This window comes from Cytobacillus luteolus (assembly GCF_017873715.1).
Lineage (GTDB): Bacteria > Bacillota > Bacilli > Bacillales > Bacillaceae_L > Bacillus_BV > Bacillus_BV luteola.
This window is the reverse complement of sequence record NZ_JAGGKM010000003.1, coordinates 549,067-567,224: the sequence shown is the minus strand read 5'-3', so window position 1 is coordinate 567,224 and position 18,158 is coordinate 549,067. Positions and strand designations below refer to the sequence as shown.

Genomic DNA, 18,158 nt, shown 5'->3' with positions numbered 1-18,158 from the left:
ATGCCTTAACTCCCGAACAAGCATTTATTCTTATACAATGAATTCTGACTCGTGAACTTTTACATCTCTACTCTTCCAGTTTCTTAACCAAGTAATAATTATATCCTTTAATTCTGAATCAATTGGCTGTTTAATTGATTTTTTGTAATCATTCATGATTTTGCTCATGCTATTTGCAACATCTGTTTTCCGAAGCATATGGGTCATATCTTGAATAATGTGTGTTTCACATTCACCTTGAACGAGTGCCTTGATTTTTTCTAAGTCACTCAGCTTTACATTAACATCCTTAGTTCCTGTTATAGCAAGAACAGGACAATTTACCTTTTGCAAAGGTTTCGAAACATCAAATTGTAAATGCTCACGATTCCATTTGGCATTCATCTTTTTACCTTTATACCTAATCACCGCTTTGTCTGTTTCTGATATAACCTTAATTAATCCATCGTTCATTTTTGTGATTTTCTCATCTAGCTTAATTAAACGTGTAACCCAGCCCTCAAATCCTTTTAACGAACGAATATCATTTATCATTTCCTGACGTTGCCATTTCATTGTTTCAGCTAAAGGTTCAGCTGTACCTGAAAGAAGAATCATCCCATCTACTGAAATTATTTCGTTAACAAATGGTGCAAGAATACTTCCTTCACTATGGCCTAGTAAGATGACCCGATTCCCATCTATGTTCTGATGTTTTTTAGCATATTCCAAAACAGCTCTTGCATCGTCGATTAAATCATATACACCGGCTTCATAGTAGTCCCCTTTGCTAGCTCCAATGCCCCTCTTATCATAACGGATGCTTGCAAATCCTTCTTTCGCAACAACCTCACTTATTTCCTTAAATATATTTAGCGGCATGCCTTTTGCGTTTGAATCTCGATCTGTCGGCCCACTCCCATGTACCATAACCACTAAGGGAAATTTCATATTTCCCTCAGGTAAAGTCAGTGTTGCTGCCAGAGGATAAGTTCCTTCTATTATCACTTCAATTTCTTTACTCATCTATGTACCCTCCAAATAATCTAGTTATGTACTTTTAACCATTTTTTTAGTTATAGATTATACGTTTATGGTAGGAAAAAAGTTCAGTTAACTAATATTACAAATTAAATGGAGGGTACAATTAAGTTGTCGTTAACTATTTATCACCTATGACCATCTTTCCGAGCTTGGATGTATCCATAATAAGCACAAGTCCCATTTTGAGCTAAATCCTTAACTTCAAAACCACATTTTTCATAAAAACTAAAATTGTTAGCTGAAGTATGAGCAAACCAGTCACCATGAGGAAGTTTTTGAACACAAAGCTCCACAAGTTTTTTCCCGATTCCCTTCCCACGATATTCAGATAAAATAACTAGATCCATTATGGTTGCAGCCATTATTTTGTCAGATAGTACGCGTACCATGCCAATCATTTTGTTTTGGTCCCAAACTGTATAAGCCCAAGTAGAGTTTTCAAATATTAAAGAAAACTTTTCCTTTTGCCAAGACGGAGTATTTCTGGCCCAACCCGCATCTTCAAAAAGTGCTTCTACATAATCAGCCGGAACGCCTTCAGTCCCTTCCCTAATGACTAATCCGTTAAAATACTGATACATTCCATCTCCCCCTTGTTAAATAGTATATATTACTACATAAAAGGGCCATTTCCTTCTGTTAACATGTAAAAAAGTTAAAAGAGTTAGAAAAAAAGCAATTACCCTCTTAGAAAGTAATTGCTTTAGTAAGATATAATATCAATCAACTTTTTTCTTAATAATATGCTGCCAATTTGGAGGTAGCTCATGTGTCTCTAAGTGCTTATATTCCTTAAGTCTTATTTGACCAGCTAAGGTCGGTGATATTTCAAAGGTTAATTTATCTTTTCCTACAGACACATGTGGACCAACTACAGGTGTTACTTCAATAGTAATCTCAAAATGAAAAGTCCGAAACCCACCTATTCTTTTAGTATTCACCACATTTATTTGATACGGGTAAACTAAGGGGGTGGTATCATAGAAATCCGAATAGTAATCAGAAACTTCCTTGTCGATCGCGGGGCTCAGTAAGAGCATGAACATATCTTTCATCTGTAATTCAGTGGAATCTTTTGTTGGCAATGTGTCTGCATGACTATGTAATTGCCAAGAAAATGCGAGTAACAAGGAAATTAGAATTGGCACTGTTTTTTTGAACAACGTCCATACCTCCAATTTAGTTAATTGTTTATAGCATTTTCTTGGCTCTATTTTTAATTAGATGAAAATAGTGTACGAATTACCACATTTACCCTTTAGAGTTAATGGTTATGCTCTTCTTCTGCAGCCATCGCTATCTCCTTCGTCTCATGAACGGTACCAAATGGATGCTGAGGCGGTGCATAGATTGAGTACAATTTAATTGGCTCATTACCAGTATTAATTAAGTTGTGCCATTTTCCAGCAGGGATAATTATTGCAAAATCATCAAACACTTCTCTTTCGAAGTCTAATCTGTCTTTGCTATCGCCCATCCTGACTAGTCCTTGACCTTGTTCAATACGTAGAAATTGATCAAGGTTTGGATGGTTTTCTAAGCCAATGTCTTCACCAACATCAATACTCATTAATGTTAATTGTAAGTGACTTCCTGTCCACAGAGCTGTGCGAAAGTTATCATTTTGTACGGTAGCTTCCTCAATATTAACGACAAATGGTTCGGATCCAAAGTCAGTTAACGAATTTAAAACATCCCCATTTAACGAACTAAATCGGGCTGCATTTTCCTGTTCACCTGCTAATGCCCACATAAATACATTTTGAATGTGAGGATGTTGAGCTCGCAGACAATTGCTATGATATTCGTGATAACCTTCCACCTCTGTTTGATACGCCTTTTGCAAACCATCTCTGTATCCTTGAAATGAAACTACATCAATTTGATAATTAGGTTGAGCACCAGTAAGCTGAGTATATAAATTCGTAAAGTGTGACAAATGAGCTCTTTTTCGTTCTAATGCATGAAGAATGTGAGTTTTATGATTTTCATTAGGTGCTTCATTTGCTAAGCGACTATACAAGTCAATTGCTGAGGCCTCTCTCTTTATACCATTAAGTATCGAATCATATGACTCTTGATGATTTCTAAGCATAGAGGTTGGATAATACACGGATGAATTAAAGTAAGGATAAGAAGTTGTTTTTGAATCAAAATACACTTTGTTCAATCCCTTCACAGGTTTAGTTACCCAATATCATATGCCTATGCATAGGAAACGTACTTAAAATTTTCTTGCACTTGAGTCCGAAGGATATAGTTACTACTACAAAAAGAAGCTATCCTCCATCATGAAGATTAGCTTCTCCTGTTAACCAATTTGCTTTTTCTTTTAGGAATAAAGCTAATTGATACGTTCTTCCGTTTCTCTAATAATCATCCACTTCTCATTCGAAAGTTGCCAGTATTCAATAGTAAATAATCGAGCCAGTACTTCCTCTTTTTTTACAATCAATTGCTCGTAAAATACCACTGCATTTTCATTATCCTTTAGACGTATCACTCTATTTTCAAACCTCTTATTTGCCCCCTGGAAGTGCAAAACAGATTGTTTCATACCGGCTAAGGCATCTTCTTTGTTATAAAAGACAGGTTTATCCTTTGCACCATCAAAAAAAGCAACATAATAATCCTCAGCCATTCGCTCTAGCTTAGTTGTATCTCCAGAAATCATCGCCAGGTTCCAATCAGAGATAAACTCATCATGCATCATAGTAAATTCACTAATGCTTTCTTTTAACAAGACCATTCATATTACCTCACTTATATTTAAACATCTAGTAATTATTTCCGAACGTTTTTACATGCAATTTTGTTTCTCTCTTGAACAAAAAAACTAAGAACCAATCCACTGAAGTTGTTACCATTTCTTTTACTACTTAATCGTATCAAATAGCTCCACTTCAACCTTCTCAGTATTAGTCCAACTATAAAACTTTTCTAAATGCCATTTTTCTTTTAATCTTGAATAGTTGTTTTCATTAATCCATTCATGTAACTGACTATATGAGTCCATTATTTGATAATTAGCCCCAATATGTCTTGTTACAGCATATCTTTGAGATGGGATTGTTAGTGTTACCATGTTAGAAGGAATCTCATCATACTCTTGAACTTCAACACAAACCCAATAACCATTCTCTTCATGAGTTTCAGGCTCAACGACAAATGCACCATATTGTATTAACGGGTTGACCACCTGTTTAATTTCACTTATACTCTCTTGCAAACACTTTGATGCTTTTGGTATTTCAACTATGTATTGATCACCAGCACACAAAACTCGAAATCCTACTAACTTAAGTTGATTAAGTTGTTTAATCGTGTATTTCATTGATTCGTTCATTTTACTTCATCCTTCTATTTAGTTAATTATATTTTTCTTTCAATAAAATCCTCTTCACTTATTTTCATCTGGCTTACTAGTAATGATTGAAATGCATTGAATAGTTCTTGTATTTCTTCAGATTTGTTAATCAAGTCAATACATTTTTTATACTCTTCCTCATCTTTATACTTTGTGATTTCCATCCATTTAGTATTATCTTCCTTGCTTTGTAGATAAATAGTTTGAAAATCTAAATATCTATTGTAAATTTTGAATGCTTTTTCTTGAATAGCTAAATATTCGGCCACTTTGTCATGTTGAATATGGTATGTATATACTTTAACAAACATGTTGCTTCCCCATTTCCCCGTTCTTATAGACCAAAGCGAGTTGTAAAACCATTTATATTTTTAAAATTGAAATCTATCTTTAATAACTCTCGCAACTTCAGATGCGCTTAAATTTGTATTATTTATCTTTATGTAGTTTGAGTATTCAATTTCGCCTTCTAAAGAATTCAATCTGTATTTCTCCATTGAACTTTTCAAATCACGATCTGACCATTCAATATCCCTTTTAGAGGGTTTGTGTTCCAGTCTATTAGCACTTCTATTTCTCTCAAGTCTTTCTTCAATATCTGCCTCAAGTTCGACATAGTAAACAGTACCTCCTCTAGACTCAAATAGCTGGGAGACTTGTTTAACATAATCCCAATCAGATTGCATATTAAATGCCCATACATAAGTAAAGATCAATCCATTCAAATTACTCTTTGATACTTCTTCGAATATTTCCTGTCGAAACAAACCAACTAATCGCTTTCCTTCTTTTGTACCGTAATCAAAAAAGTGGCTTACCAAGTCAATTGTCATATGATTATGAAAAAGCTTAAAATCTGTTAATCTAGCTAATTCCTGTCCAACAGTCATCTTCCCTACTGCCTGGGGGCCAAATATAAGAACAAATTTCATAAATTACATCCTCTCATCCCACTTCTTTATATTTTTTCACTAATTACATAATCTCCTTTAGACGTTTTATGACCGAATGTACAGTTAACCTATGAAAAGAAATAAGTTTCCCCTTAAAAATAACTGAATAAATTCCATAAGGTGTTGGGGATAACTCCATTAACTCCTCTCTGTTTTTCAAGTCGATTATGTTGGCTTGAATGCCTAATCTGCTTGCACCTTCAATAATATTTTCTGTCGCCACTTCTACATAAGGACATTGAAATGACCGTAAAATAGTAAGTTCATCGAACCTATTAACTCTTTCATCCCAATTGGAAGGAAAGAAAGGTAGTGAAGTGCTATCTTCAAACTGATAAACAAGCAGACTAAAATTATAGGGTGCTTCATCTATTAACTTAAAACCATTCTTCACAAAAATATCCTTACTTGGTGTCCAAGAGGTTTCAGGGTTTGTTACAACAACAACACCTTTTTTAGAATTTTCCCTTGCATCGATAAGACATTTATTTATAAGTTTTGTACCGTACCCTTTACCAGTCTCGCTAACCCATAAACAATGAATAACCAAATAATCATCGGCGTGAACTACTCTGGAAGAAAAAGCAGCGTCACTGTATTCAATGAATCCTACTTGTTTTTTATTTTCAAATAGTTGAATATACTTTAACCCTTCTTCGAACCTTTCGTTAAGCCACTTATTTTTGTTTATATAACCAAGCGAATTTTTCTTACTTCTTAGGCAGTAGCTCCCTATTCCTTCAAGTGTTTTAGAATCTACTTCTATTAATTGAGTATCTATCACACGAAACCACTCCTCTTCCCTATAATCTAAAATTCTACTATATGTATTAATTAACATATTCCTATATGATGCCTTTCTTATAGATAAGTATTTCCATAGGAGATGAAAGGGCTACTATACTAATTGATTAAGGTATATTAATAGGGTACTGGATAGGCATCTACAATACAGTTCAAATTCATTTTTTCACTATTTCTTACAATGGTGAAGGTAACATGACAGTTAACAGTTTTCTTATTCAATATTCTTTCAAACGATTCATAACCTACAATTTCTTCTCCATCTATTTCAACAATAATATCTCCAGGTCTAATGCCAGCCTCTTGTGCAACGGTACCTTCCTTTACCTTTATAACCCTTGTGCCCCTTCCACTCTCGTCAGATGTATGTGTAATACCAATCCATGCTTTCCACAACGTAGAGCGAATATCAGTACCACTTTCAAAAACACTCTTCAGATTTTCTAAAAATTGACCAGTACCAAATAACATATTTTCCTTCGTATCCTGACTCATTTCACCAATAAAGGAAGCGTGATATTCAATACTAACTAGCGTACCAGTCTCGACCTTTTCTAAGGAAGTAATGGTAGTAAAATCCCCATCAGAACTCTGAAGTACAAAGCGTTTCATTTCATCAATTTCTGTATAAACACCCTCAGAGGTTGCCCCCCAGCCATGATTCAAATAACCTCTTCCACCTACTCGAAAATCTATTTCAGCACTTTTGGTATACCATCGGTTTAAATGCTCTGACTTGGTTAACGCATCCCAAACTTGCGTCAAAGGAGCATTAACTACAATTTCTCTTTTAATCTTGTTCATCTTTAAAACCTCCTTTTTCAACATAATTTTTAAGACTGACGAGTTGATCATCAAGTAGATCTCCGATGTAATGAAGCATTTCATTGTAGGCATTTTGAAGGGAGTTCAGATTTAATGAATAAATTCGATATTTTCCTTTCACGCTTTCCGATATAATTCCCTCCTCCATTAAAATATCCAAATGCTTCTTAATGGCTGGTTGAGAGATTTCAAATGATTCCACTATCTCCTTTTGGGTTTTATTTCCTTGTTTAAGAATGCTTAGAATACGTCGTCGTGTTGAATCACCTAAAGCACGATAAACATCTGGCATCATTCTTCCCTCACTTCTTCATATAACTATGTGGTTATATATAATGTATACATATCTAAAAATGTTGTCAATATTAACCAGAAAACAAATTTAGATAATTGTAAATTTCTATTACCCTAACCTTCTAAGTAGTGAAAAGACGATCCTTCTTTATGTAAAATCCGTGTCTTAGATCCACTCTTCTCCATGTTGCCGGATGAATTCAATATCTAGTTGGTAATGGTCCAGGTGTCCTTCATCTATCATTTTTTGAAAAGCCTTGTCACCTTCACCCGCTTTTCTTTTCATATATTTACATAACCCTTCTAACCGTAGCAATACCATCTCCAAATAATCGTCTTCCATTCCCTTAACACCGTACGTTTCAAAGAATAGTTCAATTCTACGTTTTATACGCTCAGCATCAAGTGTACTATTATAGTAAACTGCTTTACCGGTTTCAGTATGATAAAGTCTACTTAAAGGAATACAAGTGTACAGGGTATAAGCTATATCCCATAATCTAGGACCCGGAGCAGCAACATCAAAGTCTATAATACCTACTGGTTTTTCATGGTTAAAAATAAGATTATAGATGGCAAAATCATTGTGACACACAACCTCTATTTTGTTGGGAGTATTGTCTATTGGTTTCCATTCATCTGATAATGGAAAGTCACGCACAGCATCATGGTATTGCCGGAGTATCTTTGCAATTTCTTTTAGAACTTCATCAGACCACATGTACTCTTTTAAAGGATAATTGCCGGCCTCCCCTTGAATAAAAGATAATATTTCTCTATTTTTGTCATCAATTCCTAAAAACTTCGGTGCATACCAAAATCCCTTATTTTCCAGATGCTTCAGCAGCTTGTGTATTTTGTTGCTGTCTTGCTTTAATTCTCTTCGGACAGTATCTCCCAAACGGATAACGTTTGAAACATTCCCTCCTGCTAAGGTTTCTTCCTTTTTGTCTAGGTTTTCTATTCAAATCACCCCCGATGTAATTAAAACAATGAAGATTGTACTTTTGTTATTGATTTACATTGATCAATAACTTTATAAGTTATCTAAGAATCGCTGTATTTCCTTTGGACTCTTCAATACAATGATCTCTTTATTGGTAGATAGCTGTTCTAGCTTTGTAAGAATATAGGGTCTTTGAGTCTTAGGAAACTTCCAAACCCATTTTATAAACCTCAAGTCAATCTTTTCGTTACATCCTTCATTCATATCAGGCCGAGTGCTATTTCTGAATTTAATCATTCTCTTTACTACACGAGTAACACAAATAACCTTTGAAATATCTAAAAAAAGAATAGTATCTGCTGCATTTAATCTAATATCTAGGGTTCTAGTATAATTGCCATCGATAATCCATTTGTCTTTAGCAATTAGTTCATTTTGTATCTCCCTTTGTTCTTCTCTAGTTGTTAACTGCCAGTTTGGCTTCCATAATAACCGATCTAAATGCCAAACTTCGAGGTTTAACTTATCTCCCATCTTTCGTGCTAATGTTGATTTCCCTGAGCCACCCGATCCAATTATGGCAATTCTAATCATTGTTTTTCTCCTATCAAAATCTTTTAAAATGAAGCTTACTTCCGAGTGAAGTATGTAAATGTGTTATTCTCCAATAGAGATTGATTACCTTTTAATTTACTCAATTACTCGGTCGACTCCCTTCCAATTCAATATCAACAAACCATGATACTATTGTTGTGCTATCACGGACATTATTTTGCTTTATTTCCTTTAATAGCTTTCTTACACTCTCATCATTTGTAAAACGTTCAAATGGTTTGAATAGTTCAATTGGATTATTATAATTTGTGTTAGGACATTCTATAAGACCGTCAGTCGTTAAAAATAGCTGATTTCTTCCTTTTCTAAGTTCCTTTGTTCCTGAACTAAAGCAAGGTACTTCTAACTCAAAAGTGTTTACTTGCCCAATCCATTCATAAAAGCTGCGATGGTTTTGTTGATATTCATCCAAAGCAACTAGGTCGGGATGATTTAAATAGAGTACACAATCACCTACCGAGAACCACCATAGGAATTTATCCTTTCTCACAACACATAGAAAGGCTGTTTCTCCTTGTACATTTCTACAAGCCTCTTTAAAATAATCACTTTCAAAAGTAGTCAATAACAGCTCATATAGACAAGTAAAAGATTTTCGCGGTGTATAACTTAGTAAGTATTTGATATTTTCTTTTAAAGACTTTATGGTAGACACAATTAATTCAGCACTTTGAGCTGTTTTATGTGCATCTAAAAGCACCACAAACTCATAATTTAACTTTTTATTAGCCCATACAATACATCCATCTTCATTTTTATACTGGCCTGCAGATGAATTTCCTCCAAAGCGTCCCAAAACCAAATGACCTATCTTACATATATTTACTTCATCTACGAAACTTTCTTGGCTTCCTACCCAAATATGTTCTAAGTCAATACCATATTTATTCATATGGATTTGTCTCTAAATGTACTCTTATTCTAGAACATAACTCTACTACATCAATATCATTTCCAATTCTAGCATTAGGAGAGTCATAGACGGCAAAAGGACCCCAATATTGTTCAGGCGTATTTGGGTAGCGAGCAACCAGGTGCATATGAAGATGAGGAACATTATTCCCCGAAACAAGAGCATATACATGATCAGCCCTTTCAACTTCTTTAAGGGCTTTACTAACTCTCGCCATGATAACCCCAAATCCTTTTGCTTCTTCTGGATTCATTTCAGCAAGTGTTGGCACATGTCTCTTAAGGTCAATCATAAGATGTCCTAAATAATTTGGTTTGCCGTTATTATCAATATGTCCAACATAAACATATTCGTCCTCGTAAATGACAGTTCCAGCTACCTTTATACTTCCAATATGTTTAGTACAAATAAAGCAATGTTCCACCATAAAAACCCCTCGTATTATTTTTTTGTAGTTCTTTTATATAACAAAAAATCCTATCATCTCATAAAGAGACGATAGGATTAACCCTAACGCGGTACCACTCTTCTTGATTTGCCTAAAAGTTATATTAGAACAAACCTTCTCAATTACTACATGACGGTAGTAAACCGTTTAGACCTACACGTTCAGTCTAACCACTCATAGGCGAGTTGGGGAATTTATTGACCACCTTTCAGCAAACGGCAGCTCTCTGAACAATAAAGATTCCTTAATACTCCTAATCATTGTGTTTTAATTATGGATTATGTAAAATTTTTTTAATCATACAATAGACTTAACATTCAGTCAATGTTTTTTATATAGTAAATGAGGATTTCAAACAGTTCTCTTGTTTAAGCACTTTTATTATAAACTTAAAATTCTCATATTAAACTCTGAATATCGATAGACACTATCATCTTGTTGCCTTAATAATCATGGTAGTTGGAAACTTCCTGGCTTTGAACAAGGAATAATAACGTTCAGAAGCCTCCTCACTTACACTATCAAAAACACTTGAAACATCACTTTCAATGACAGCCTCAATTGTAAAACCTGTTCTTATTAATTCATTTATATAGGTTGACATCTTCCTTGTAGGAATTGTAACAGGGGCTTCTTCTCCCTTAAAGTTCGGATAGTTTACTACGCCTTCTTCCTGATATGACCCTTCAAGTAATATTTGACCTTCTCTGCTTCTCAAATGTACGTAAAGAGGATGATCCCAACTAAATATAAAGCTACCGCCAGGCTTTAAATATGAATATAGTAAATCAAACGTGGCAGCAAGATCTGTAGTCCAACCGACAGCATATATCGAATAAACAACATCAAAATATTGCTTAGGTATTCCAATGTCTTTTTCCATTGGTGAACAGAATAAATTAGCATTTAAATCCTTGAGAGTTTCTCTTGCTATTTCTATTTGAGTCTCTGACAAATCAATTCCCCAAAGTTCAATGGCACCTTTATCTGCCATGTATCTTAAGGAATGGCCACTCCCACAACCAATATCAAGAATTTTTTTATTTTTAATTTCATTAAATAGTTTTAATTCATCTTCAGTTTGTGCAAAAGGTCCATAACTAGGTAGTGCATCCTTTCCATTAAAATGATATGCTACTTTATCCCAGCTTTTCTTGTTTTGTTCCAGTATATCAGTGGACAATCTGAATCCCCCATTTATATGTTTCATTGTCTATATTAAACATTAACACATTATTCCAATAATAAATTCTATTTCCAGAACTACTAGTAAATTTACTCCTTAAAAGGCACCACTCAAAAATCGTCTTTTCTTTAACACTACAAAAATAAGCTCCAACCCTTTTATGATATCTAACCTATTTTTAAAATCTACTATATTTGAATCATTTTCAATCTCCATAGAATTATTTGTATTTTAATAAAATAGTTTCTGAGTTATTGTTCCACTCAATTGTAATAATAAGCTCTGCTTTTTCTGATGTTTTTCTCTCATTAAGACTTACACCTTCACTTTTATAGACCCCTGAATTATTTAGCTCTACTCCCTCTTGTCCAGTTCCCCACCTTGGTGCTTCTAATTTATATTTAATACTACCGACGTCCTCAAAGTTATCATCCTTATATTTAAGTATTATATCTTCACTTTCTTTTCCAGATGTTTGATGCAAGATTACCTCCGCTGACCAGCTTTCACTCTCTCCAACAAAAGTTAGCGTATCAGACATCTGACAGCCTGATAAAATGACAATAGTGAACAATAACAATTTTATATAGTTTTTCATAAGCATCTTTTCACCCCTATAAAAAGTTTATCATCCCTAAATAGTCTATAAACATCAATCTCTTTTCCAAATAACGTTCATTGAGAATAGTTTAGAAATCAACCCTGTTACTTTTTTCATTGCATCTCCTCTATGGTTAATAATTTTTGAAGAATCTATTAACCTACAACATCCCTTAATTAGGAACTTTTATCTAAATGTAATTAAGCTATACACAACCACTTTTTCAGCTATGTTTTCATTGTCAGCATTTCCTCCGTACCACACTCTTACCTTTTGACCCTGTTTCAAGTCACCTACATTATGTATAAAGAGAGATTTAAAACCCAATGCTGTTATTTTTGTATTATCTGTGATTTTCACTTCAAGGGGCATATAGGATGCATCCGGCTCAATCTTTAATACATGTAAAACTACAGTTTCTTCATTAACTTCACCTATTATTTTCTTCACATAGTAATCATTGCTATGCCTGAAAGAATCGACTGCATACCAAAGAATGTTTAATAAGAGGACTATAATGACTATCCACTTTATATATTTCAAGTTAATCCTCCTAGGTAAGTGGTAGGTCTTTTTAAGAAAGAGCACTTCCTCGTTGTTGAAGAAATGCCCTTAAATGGAGTAAATATTAAATAGTTTTGTCTTTATTCACTTCTTTAGTTTGTATGAATTTTGTTTATTATCCTCAACTAGACTATCATGTTGTTTCGCATCAACTTTGTTCCCAGTTGTAATGGTATCAAAAGGAGTATATCTGTTAGATGGTGTTACTTTCTTCTTCATCATTCGATACATTACAAATCCAATTACAGAAATAACGAATAATGTGTAGACATACGCCATTTTATCACTCCTACTATCTACTTCATTACTTATCTATTCTAAAAATAACCCTAAAATTCCTTTTACATAGTAATTAGTCTATAAACTTATCCTCATATTTGCTTTTTGATAGTATGTCTGCGGAAGACATTAAGGTCCATTCTAAGACGTCTACATTAGGATTTTGTTCTAAAAATGACTTCATAATTTGGTAGCCCACTTTGTAATTGGACAAAGGAGGTATATGTCCATCTCCAAGAAGAAACTTATCATATAGTTTATAGTCAGCTGAGTTAAGATCCTTTTTCACTTCTTCCCATACATGTTTCTCATCCTCGTATGGTATTTCCTCTAGCATTGGCTTAGCTATATCAGGATATATCATTTTGGCAAAAGCAACAGCTTTTCCTTCTAAAAGAATGTTGCTAATTAGTGAAGGAAGAACTTGATTAACTTTATCCTCATGCTCCATAAAGATTGTATGATGATATTCATGTGCAGCCACATTTTTAAGATCGTCTTCTTGGAAAGAAGAGCCTATTCGTAAGAGCACTACTTCTTCATTGAATGTTCTACCCGCTGAGGTTCTTGAGAACCCATTAGTGTTAAAAGGAATAATATAGATCCTTTTTTTACCTCCTGGAAGCATGTTACTTGATTTTATTAAAGCCTCGGAAATAGCACTGTTGATAAGGTCTTGTTTTTCACTTAGAGCGAGAATGTCTCGTTCGAATTGATAAATATCTCTTGGGACACCAAAATAGTCCTCATAGGCAGCTGTATAAATATAATAACCGTCATTTTCACTAAATGCCTTTTCCCTAAAAGGATCTAAAAAAAACTCTTTATATTTATTTTCATCCTTAACATTTCCTTCTTTCACATAACTAACATAATACATTAATTCCTCATACAATGGGATGATTTCAAATTGTTGGTTGTTATGTGTAAATGTGTAGGAAGAAGGTGGGGTATAGGTCTTGTCTTCATCAACTTTTGATTCGATGACACTGCTTGTACAGCCCGACAGAATTAGTAAGCTACTTAAAATAAAGATGTGAATCTTGCGCTTCATCTTAACCTCCTGATTAGAAATTATTGAAAAGGACATTAGTTTGATATTTACATATTAGGAACGGACTCTATTTTTAATAACCCAAGTTCAACTGATGTTTCTATATATCCAATGATTTGATTAAAAGTAAATACATTAAGGTCTTTATGTATTACTTCCTTTTCGTACTCCATATCACCTAGTACATAAGGAACAAATTTTTCAACATCTTGAGATTTAACTTCTTGTAAATCTGGAACTGCAGGAACGTTGCTAAGTTGTTTTTTGAATTCGTCTGTATAACCATAGTGCTTTAATTATTTTCCATTTAGTAATCGGAAATGATTATGATAATATCTAATCCCCTTGTATATGAATACAGGCATTATTTCACAATTTTTGATTATCTATCTCTAAATGATTTGCAACTCTTGCACCAGCTTAAAAATCCTCTCTCAATTATATTTCCAAATAATTGGCGTATACTCAATTATTTCCCAATCCAAGTCTTCTTTCACTAGCATCATAAAAATTGGATTCATCACTGGAGTCGTTAAGTATCTCTCCGTTCCAATCATTATGCTATTCTCTCTTAAGCCAATTTTATATGAATCTTTATCAGTATTAATCACTAAGGTACTCATAACTGGTGGTAAGTCCCTCGTGTCAATCTTTTTAAGCTTTATTTGTTCATTTATAATACTAAATATTAATTCCGAGTCATTAATGGTAACTGAAGCAGTTTTTTTAACAAGTGGTATTTGGCTATAAACTGTGATGTGCTCAACCTCTTCCTCATTAATTAATTGAGCCATAATTTCTTCATATGTGGTTTCCTTTGATTTTTCATATAAAAAGTAACCCACTATAATGATCAATAATACACTTATACGAACAATATCTTTTAAGTTCATGTCCAAACTCCTCCGATCTCCATATACCTTTTTATAGTCTTCTTCGGAATTTTTCGAATGGTCAGTACATTTTCACCTCATGCTAATTTTAACATAATATTCCAAAAATTAATCAAAAATCCAAATAAAAAAGACGATCATGTAAAATCGCCTGTTTCACTCCGGTTACCTTTTCCTTACTCTACCCCTCTAATAACCTCATGTAATATAAATCTTCTCCATCATGTTCAACAATCAAAATAAAAGAAAGTTTTACATCATCATCATCAGTAGAGAATACGTTCGTTCCTTCAGGTAGTTTAGTTGCATATAAGTCTTTAAACCAAAAACTACTTTGCGTTTGTTTTATAACTTTACCAACTAATTTTTTCTTAGTATACTTACTTTTTTCATCCTGAAACCATTCAAGCTCAGTAACATTCGAATAAACATTACCATTATTGTACTGAATAATATCAGCTTCCGAATTCTGTTTTAATACATCCTTAGCAGTTACCCTTCCTCCATCAGCATAGCAACCAGTAGTAAACACAACCGTCACAATAGAAACAATTATTAACCAGAACCAAGTTGTTTTCAATGTAACCTCCATTATTAATTTGATTTAACCCCATTACCATTTCAGGTTAATTAATCTTTCTCATACCTATAAGAGAAAAAACTAAACCCAACCAAACAATTGTGTACTCAAACCCCTTAAGATCTATATTGTTATCAAGGACGAGTATTCCTCCAACTATAGATATATGTAACCCAAAAATCATAAACTTTTTACCTGAATCTGTCTTTTTTATAGTTACAAAAATGAAATATAATAAATAGATTGTTAACGGAATTCCTATAAAAACCAAAGCAAACAAACTAACCATTGGGCTCACTTTCATTCCCCCTTTACATCTTGCTACTATAGTTGAATATAAACAGGCACTTTTTCCTTATGGATTAGTGCCTGATATTATTCTATACTTTCCTTCGCAATCCCTACTACCTTCCAATCACTTTTAATATTTTGCATTAGTAAGATGATATTCCTTACTCCAATTTCTTCCCCATTATCCTCATCAAATTCAAAACATTTCAGGCTTATTGAACGCATATTATCTTTATAATATCTTTCCATGACATTCAAAGTAGCTTTTCCATTTGGATATGATAACGAGTACGTAGGCCGTTTACATTCCTGGACAAATTCTTTAAATGCTTTCCAATCTAAAGGTTCTCTAATTATGCGATATACAGAATCATGTGAAATTACCCTCCACTCCTTTTCACTCAGAACATGGTTACTAAAATTCTTATCTTGTTCAGCTTCCTGAACTAAATTTTCTACAATTAAATATGGCTCCTTATATGAGTCTTTCATTTTTGAATAGGTAATATATTTATCTCCATAAAAAATGGCTGCAGTTAGAAATAGGATCACTATAAACAAACCAACTATTTTTTTCATAAACTCTCCCAGAAATAAATTATATTAAGTGTTTATCATTTCAGTAATAGCACTACTCAACGTATAATGTTTCTGTTTAAGTTACATTGATGCCAAAGTAACTAAATACATAAAGAACAATAGGCATAAGCTAGAAATTACAGTTAAAGTAGATAGCATAAACATCCTTATTTCTTCCTTATACTTTAATACCCCACTGAAACCAAAGAATAAGCCAATGATAATTAATAAAATCCAGGTTAATCTAACCGTTTGAAAAGAGAATATAGTATAGAAATCGACAAATAACAGTAGAAAACCCAGCAATTGCAGCAACATAATAATAAGAAAAAGCTCCATTTAACACCCTCATTTACTTTTTGAAAGTAAATTTCATGAATAATTTAAGTTACAAAATAATATAAAAGAATAAAGACAACCTCTTTACCTAATATGTTTCTATAAGGTGCTGATTTTTTTGCGTAGAAATAAGAACGTAGATTTAGTTATTTTCTTGCTATTTTGCCTGTTAATTATGCTAATTGTACATGTAATTCTTCATGTAAAGGTTTTTGTCGTTTACAGTGCAAGTCTAGGGTCTATCTTCATGATTGGTCTAATCATTTTCCTAATTGTATTACTTTATTTAAAAGCTTAATAGCTTAGCATACTTCATTCTACAGAAGCATGAATATTACCTATTTCGCTATCTAAAAAAGTGGGCAATAACAGGCAGTAACATCAGCACCACTAAACTTTGGATGAATGTTATGATTATATCTCTTTTCCAATTATTATTAGGGTAACGATAAACCAGCCTTTGCCACACAAAGAATAGTAACCACCAGAATAACAATGTATAAATGGCTCCGCTAAAACTACCATAAATCATTATTCAGTCCCCCTGACATATTCTTGTTGCTTTCACAAGAGTATCTTTATACCATCTGCCTTCCAATAACAAATCTATTTTATCCTCAATTCTGTTAAGTACTGTCTCTTTTCCAAAATATTCAATCTTTTAATAATAGAGTACACTGAAATCACAAATTAGATCCAGTTTAGGTTACTAACTATATTTTCTCGATACCTCTGTTTCTTCACTAACCTTTGTTGCACTAAAAATTAAAATTGAATGCGGTGTTTGTTTCTCTTTTAGAGTAAATAATAAAAGTCTCCATTCAATTCTCTACAATCAATCGACCTTTATGTTGGTCGACATTCAACGTGAACTCCTCACCATTTTTTAATTGAAAAGTCACTGTTTCTCCTTGATAGCGTTCATGGATATAGACAAAAACATAACCATTTTCTTCAATAGAAACGAATCCTTCATGATCTCCTTTTCGCAATTCCAATAGGCTATAACCTTTACTTGAGTAATTAAATAACGCAATGGTAGGCATATCATCAATGGTCAATGCAAATGCTGTTAGCTCACCATCTATCCATTCATCACGTTTGATTATTTCTGAGATTTCTTTATTTAATGTATAGGTTTCCCCATACATAAATTCAATTTCTCGCCACAGTTCTAGTTGTGTTGGATATTCTTGATTTGACCAAGTGCCTATCTGTGTCACTTTTCCTTCCTTGTCAACACGTAATGTCACACCCATCGTCGGATTTTTTATATCATTAACATCGAACTGACCGACCGTATATCCTTCTTCATAATGTTCCGGTAAAATAGTAAATTCTTTATCTGGGTAATATTCTCCTAAATAGGCGACAAGTCGTTCATATCGATCTTCATGCGTGTTCACTTTTAAAGTAGGATAGTATACATAGTATCCTACATACCCAATCACAACCACACTCGTTAACGCGATTGCCCATTTTTTGCGTTTTCTAAATATAAGCCACACAAAAATAATAATAACAATCAATACGATAGCTCCAATTAGAAAAAAATATATATTTTCACTAGGGCTCATGTAATTCCTCCCCTATTAACCCTTAGT

At 33.4% G+C, this 18,158-nt stretch carries 28 protein-coding genes and 1 other annotated feature; of the genes, 1 reads left to right on the top strand and 27 read right to left on the bottom strand.

Going from position 1 to position 18,158, the window contains the following annotated elements; translation table 11 throughout:
• Positions 1 to 30 precede the first annotated feature (30 nt).
• From J2Z26_RS11590 to J2Z26_RS11470, 26 genes are all read right to left on the bottom strand, one after another.
• Positions 31 to 1,005, bottom strand: coding sequence for an alpha/beta hydrolase family protein (locus tag J2Z26_RS11590; RefSeq protein ID WP_193538866.1), 975 nt, complete (start codon positions 1,003 to 1,005; stop codon positions 31 to 33).
• A gap of 143 nt (positions 1,006 to 1,148) precedes the next feature.
• Complete coding sequence (locus tag J2Z26_RS11585) at positions 1,149 to 1,604, bottom strand: GNAT family N-acetyltransferase (RefSeq protein ID WP_193538867.1); 456 nt, start codon at positions 1,602 to 1,604, stop codon at positions 1,149 to 1,151.
• Positions 1,605 to 1,742: 138 nt separating this feature from the next.
• Positions 1,743 to 2,186, bottom strand: coding sequence for a DUF3888 domain-containing protein (locus J2Z26_RS11580; protein WP_193538869.1), 444 nt, complete (start codon positions 2,184 to 2,186; stop codon positions 1,743 to 1,745).
• Between the two features lie 101 nt (positions 2,187 to 2,287).
• On the bottom strand, positions 2,288 to 3,118 hold the full coding sequence (locus tag J2Z26_RS11575; RefSeq protein ID WP_193539721.1) for a cupin domain-containing protein: 831 nt from the start codon (positions 3,116 to 3,118) through the stop codon (positions 2,288 to 2,290).
• A gap of 249 nt (positions 3,119 to 3,367) precedes the next feature.
• A complete protein-coding gene (locus J2Z26_RS11570) occupies positions 3,368 to 3,772 on the bottom strand; it encodes a hypothetical protein (RefSeq protein ID WP_193538871.1) in 405 nt (134 codons plus the stop codon).
• A 126-nt stretch (positions 3,773 to 3,898) separates the two neighbouring features.
• Positions 3,899 to 4,369, bottom strand: coding sequence for a GyrI-like domain-containing protein (locus J2Z26_RS11565; protein WP_193538873.1), 471 nt, complete (start codon positions 4,367 to 4,369; stop codon positions 3,899 to 3,901).
• A gap of 26 nt (positions 4,370 to 4,395) precedes the next feature.
• Positions 4,396 to 4,701 carry a hypothetical protein gene (locus tag J2Z26_RS11560; RefSeq protein WP_193538875.1) on the bottom strand — a complete coding sequence of 102 codons (306 nt, stop codon included), beginning with the start codon at positions 4,699 to 4,701 and terminating at the stop codon, positions 4,396 to 4,398.
• Positions 4,702 to 4,761: 60 nt separating this feature from the next.
• Positions 4,762 to 5,322 (bottom strand): AAA family ATPase, encoded by a 561-nt coding sequence (locus J2Z26_RS11555; protein WP_193538877.1) that lies wholly within the window; start codon positions 5,320 to 5,322, stop codon positions 4,762 to 4,764.
• A 43-nt stretch (positions 5,323 to 5,365) separates the two neighbouring features.
• The gene (locus J2Z26_RS11550; RefSeq protein WP_193538879.1) at positions 5,366 to 6,127 is read right to left on the bottom strand and encodes a GNAT family N-acetyltransferase; all 762 of its coding nucleotides are present in this window, start codon (positions 6,125 to 6,127) and stop codon (positions 5,366 to 5,368) included.
• Positions 6,128 to 6,264: 137 nt separating this feature from the next.
• Positions 6,265 to 6,951: an SRPBCC domain-containing protein gene (locus J2Z26_RS11545; RefSeq protein ID WP_193538881.1), complete on the bottom strand. Its 687-nt coding sequence runs from the start codon at positions 6,949 to 6,951 to the stop codon at positions 6,265 to 6,267.
• Complete coding sequence (locus tag J2Z26_RS11540) at positions 6,938 to 7,264, bottom strand: metalloregulator ArsR/SmtB family transcription factor (protein ID WP_193538883.1); 327 nt, start codon at positions 7,262 to 7,264, stop codon at positions 6,938 to 6,940. Before J2Z26_RS11540 ends, J2Z26_RS11545 begins: the two co-directional genes overlap by 14 nt.
• Before the next feature lie 168 nt (positions 7,265 to 7,432).
• Positions 7,433 to 8,230 carry a phosphotransferase gene (locus J2Z26_RS11535; RefSeq protein WP_193539722.1) on the bottom strand — a complete coding sequence of 266 codons (798 nt, stop codon included), beginning with the start codon at positions 8,228 to 8,230 and terminating at the stop codon, positions 7,433 to 7,435.
• Between the two features lie 72 nt (positions 8,231 to 8,302).
• Complete coding sequence (locus J2Z26_RS11530; protein ID WP_193538885.1) at positions 8,303 to 8,806, bottom strand: DNA topology modulation protein; 504 nt, start codon at positions 8,804 to 8,806, stop codon at positions 8,303 to 8,305.
• A 100-nt stretch (positions 8,807 to 8,906) separates the two neighbouring features.
• Positions 8,907 to 9,719 carry a PP2C family serine/threonine-protein phosphatase gene (locus tag J2Z26_RS11525; RefSeq protein ID WP_193538887.1) on the bottom strand — a complete coding sequence of 271 codons (813 nt, stop codon included), beginning with the start codon at positions 9,717 to 9,719 and terminating at the stop codon, positions 8,907 to 8,909.
• Entirely contained in the window at positions 9,712 to 10,164 is a 453-nt protein-coding gene (locus J2Z26_RS11520) for an HIT family protein (protein WP_193538888.1), read from the bottom strand. The genes J2Z26_RS11525 and J2Z26_RS11520 overlap by 8 nt, the downstream gene beginning before the upstream one ends.
• Before the next feature lie 64 nt (positions 10,165 to 10,228).
• Positions 10,229 to 10,458 (bottom strand) — a binding site (T-box leader).
• Between the two features lie 160 nt (positions 10,459 to 10,618).
• Positions 10,619 to 11,398: a class I SAM-dependent methyltransferase gene (locus tag J2Z26_RS11515; protein ID WP_193538890.1), complete on the bottom strand. Its 780-nt coding sequence runs from the start codon at positions 11,396 to 11,398 to the stop codon at positions 10,619 to 10,621.
• A gap of 196 nt (positions 11,399 to 11,594) precedes the next feature.
• Positions 11,595 to 11,972, bottom strand: coding sequence for a hypothetical protein (locus tag J2Z26_RS11510; protein ID WP_193538892.1), 378 nt, complete (start codon positions 11,970 to 11,972; stop codon positions 11,595 to 11,597).
• 189 nt (positions 11,973 to 12,161) lie between these two features.
• Positions 12,162 to 12,518 carry a hypothetical protein gene (locus tag J2Z26_RS11505; protein WP_193538893.1) on the bottom strand — a complete coding sequence of 119 codons (357 nt, stop codon included), beginning with the start codon at positions 12,516 to 12,518 and terminating at the stop codon, positions 12,162 to 12,164.
• Between the two features lie 105 nt (positions 12,519 to 12,623).
• Positions 12,624 to 12,818 carry a DUF3951 domain-containing protein gene (locus J2Z26_RS11500; protein WP_193538895.1) on the bottom strand — a complete coding sequence of 65 codons (195 nt, stop codon included), beginning with the start codon at positions 12,816 to 12,818 and terminating at the stop codon, positions 12,624 to 12,626.
• 73 nt (positions 12,819 to 12,891) lie between these two features.
• Positions 12,892 to 13,872 carry a DUF2268 domain-containing putative Zn-dependent protease gene (locus tag J2Z26_RS11495; RefSeq protein WP_193538897.1) on the bottom strand — a complete coding sequence of 327 codons (981 nt, stop codon included), beginning with the start codon at positions 13,870 to 13,872 and terminating at the stop codon, positions 12,892 to 12,894.
• Between the two features lie 47 nt (positions 13,873 to 13,919).
• Positions 13,920 to 14,045 (bottom strand): hypothetical protein, encoded by a 126-nt coding sequence (locus J2Z26_RS22300; RefSeq protein ID WP_264467123.1) that lies wholly within the window; start codon positions 14,043 to 14,045, stop codon positions 13,920 to 13,922.
• A 261-nt stretch (positions 14,046 to 14,306) separates the two neighbouring features.
• The gene (locus J2Z26_RS11490) at positions 14,307 to 14,765 is read right to left on the bottom strand and encodes a hypothetical protein (RefSeq protein ID WP_193538899.1); all 459 of its coding nucleotides are present in this window, start codon (positions 14,763 to 14,765) and stop codon (positions 14,307 to 14,309) included.
• Between the two features lie 181 nt (positions 14,766 to 14,946).
• Complete coding sequence (locus J2Z26_RS11485; RefSeq protein WP_193538901.1) at positions 14,947 to 15,345, bottom strand: hypothetical protein; 399 nt, start codon at positions 15,343 to 15,345, stop codon at positions 14,947 to 14,949.
• Positions 15,346 to 15,391: 46 nt separating this feature from the next.
• Positions 15,392 to 15,643: a hypothetical protein gene (locus J2Z26_RS11480; protein WP_193538903.1), complete on the bottom strand. Its 252-nt coding sequence runs from the start codon at positions 15,641 to 15,643 to the stop codon at positions 15,392 to 15,394.
• 77 nt (positions 15,644 to 15,720) lie between these two features.
• On the bottom strand, positions 15,721 to 16,215 hold the full coding sequence (locus J2Z26_RS11475) for a hypothetical protein (RefSeq protein WP_193538905.1): 495 nt from the start codon (positions 16,213 to 16,215) through the stop codon (positions 15,721 to 15,723).
• Positions 16,216 to 16,296: 81 nt separating this feature from the next.
• Positions 16,297 to 16,554: a hypothetical protein gene (locus J2Z26_RS11470; RefSeq protein ID WP_193538907.1), complete on the bottom strand. Its 258-nt coding sequence runs from the start codon at positions 16,552 to 16,554 to the stop codon at positions 16,297 to 16,299.
• 118 nt (positions 16,555 to 16,672) lie between these two features.
• Here J2Z26_RS11470 and J2Z26_RS11465 point away from each other — a divergent pair, with 118 nt between their 5' ends.
• Positions 16,673 to 16,852 (top strand): hypothetical protein, encoded by a 180-nt coding sequence (locus J2Z26_RS11465; protein WP_193468586.1) that lies wholly within the window; start codon positions 16,673 to 16,675, stop codon positions 16,850 to 16,852.
• A gap of 523 nt (positions 16,853 to 17,375) precedes the next feature.
• Here the strand turns inward: J2Z26_RS11465 and J2Z26_RS11460 are convergent.
• Entirely contained in the window at positions 17,376 to 18,131 is a 756-nt protein-coding gene (locus J2Z26_RS11460; RefSeq protein ID WP_193538909.1) for a hypothetical protein, read from the bottom strand.
• Between the last annotated feature and the right edge of the window lie 27 nt (positions 18,132 to 18,158).

What these genes read in the sequence shown, in the direction of transcription:
- J2Z26_RS11500 (WP_193538895.1), bottom strand. Translation starts at nt 12,818, where the DNA reads ATGGCGTATGTCTACACATTATTCGTTATTTCTGTAATTGGATTTGTA.
- J2Z26_RS11565 (WP_193538873.1), bottom strand. Translation starts at nt 4,369, where the DNA reads ATGAACGAATCAATGAAATACACGATTAAACAACTTAATCAACTTAAG.
- J2Z26_RS11575 (WP_193539721.1), bottom strand. Translation starts at nt 3,118, where the DNA reads ATGCTTAGAAATCATCAAGAGTCATATGATTCGATACTTAATGGTATA.
- J2Z26_RS22300 (WP_264467123.1), bottom strand. Translation starts at nt 14,045, where the DNA reads ATGGAGTACGAAAAGGAAGTAATACATAAAGACCTTAATGTATTTACT.
- J2Z26_RS11570 (WP_193538871.1), bottom strand. Translation starts at nt 3,772, where the DNA reads ATGGTCTTGTTAAAAGAAAGCATTAGTGAATTTACTATGATGCATGAT.
- J2Z26_RS11515 (WP_193538890.1), bottom strand. Translation starts at nt 11,398, where the DNA reads ATGAAACATATAAATGGGGGATTCAGATTGTCCACTGATATACTGGAA.
- J2Z26_RS11540 (WP_193538883.1), bottom strand. Translation starts at nt 7,264, where the DNA reads ATGCCAGATGTTTATCGTGCTTTAGGTGATTCAACACGACGACGTATT.
- J2Z26_RS11510 (WP_193538892.1), bottom strand. Translation starts at nt 11,972, where the DNA reads ATGAAAAACTATATAAAATTGTTATTGTTCACTATTGTCATTTTATCA.
- J2Z26_RS11475 (WP_193538905.1), bottom strand. Translation starts at nt 16,215, where the DNA reads ATGAAAAAAATAGTTGGTTTGTTTATAGTGATCCTATTTCTAACTGCA.
- J2Z26_RS11470 (WP_193538907.1), bottom strand. Translation starts at nt 16,554, where the DNA reads ATGGAGCTTTTTCTTATTATTATGTTGCTGCAATTGCTGGGTTTTCTA.
- J2Z26_RS11525 (WP_193538887.1), bottom strand. Translation starts at nt 9,719, where the DNA reads ATGAATAAATATGGTATTGACTTAGAACATATTTGGGTAGGAAGCCAA.
- J2Z26_RS11495 (WP_193538897.1), bottom strand. Translation starts at nt 13,872, where the DNA reads ATGAAGCGCAAGATTCACATCTTTATTTTAAGTAGCTTACTAATTCTG.
- J2Z26_RS11490 (WP_193538899.1), bottom strand. Translation starts at nt 14,765, where the DNA reads ATGAACTTAAAAGATATTGTTCGTATAAGTGTATTATTGATCATTATA.
- J2Z26_RS11555 (WP_193538877.1), bottom strand. Translation starts at nt 5,322, where the DNA reads ATGAAATTTGTTCTTATATTTGGCCCCCAGGCAGTAGGGAAGATGACT.
- J2Z26_RS11585 (WP_193538867.1), bottom strand. Translation starts at nt 1,604, where the DNA reads ATGTATCAGTATTTTAACGGATTAGTCATTAGGGAAGGGACTGAAGGC.
- J2Z26_RS11530 (WP_193538885.1), bottom strand. Translation starts at nt 8,806, where the DNA reads ATGATTAGAATTGCCATAATTGGATCGGGTGGCTCAGGGAAATCAACA.
- J2Z26_RS11460 (WP_193538909.1), bottom strand. Translation starts at nt 18,131, where the DNA reads ATGAGCCCTAGTGAAAATATATATTTTTTTCTAATTGGAGCTATCGTA.
- J2Z26_RS11560 (WP_193538875.1), bottom strand. Translation starts at nt 4,701, where the DNA reads ATGTTTGTTAAAGTATATACATACCATATTCAACATGACAAAGTGGCC.
- J2Z26_RS11545 (WP_193538881.1), bottom strand. Translation starts at nt 6,951, where the DNA reads ATGAACAAGATTAAAAGAGAAATTGTAGTTAATGCTCCTTTGACGCAA.
- J2Z26_RS11590 (WP_193538866.1), bottom strand. Translation starts at nt 1,005, where the DNA reads ATGAGTAAAGAAATTGAAGTGATAATAGAAGGAACTTATCCTCTGGCA.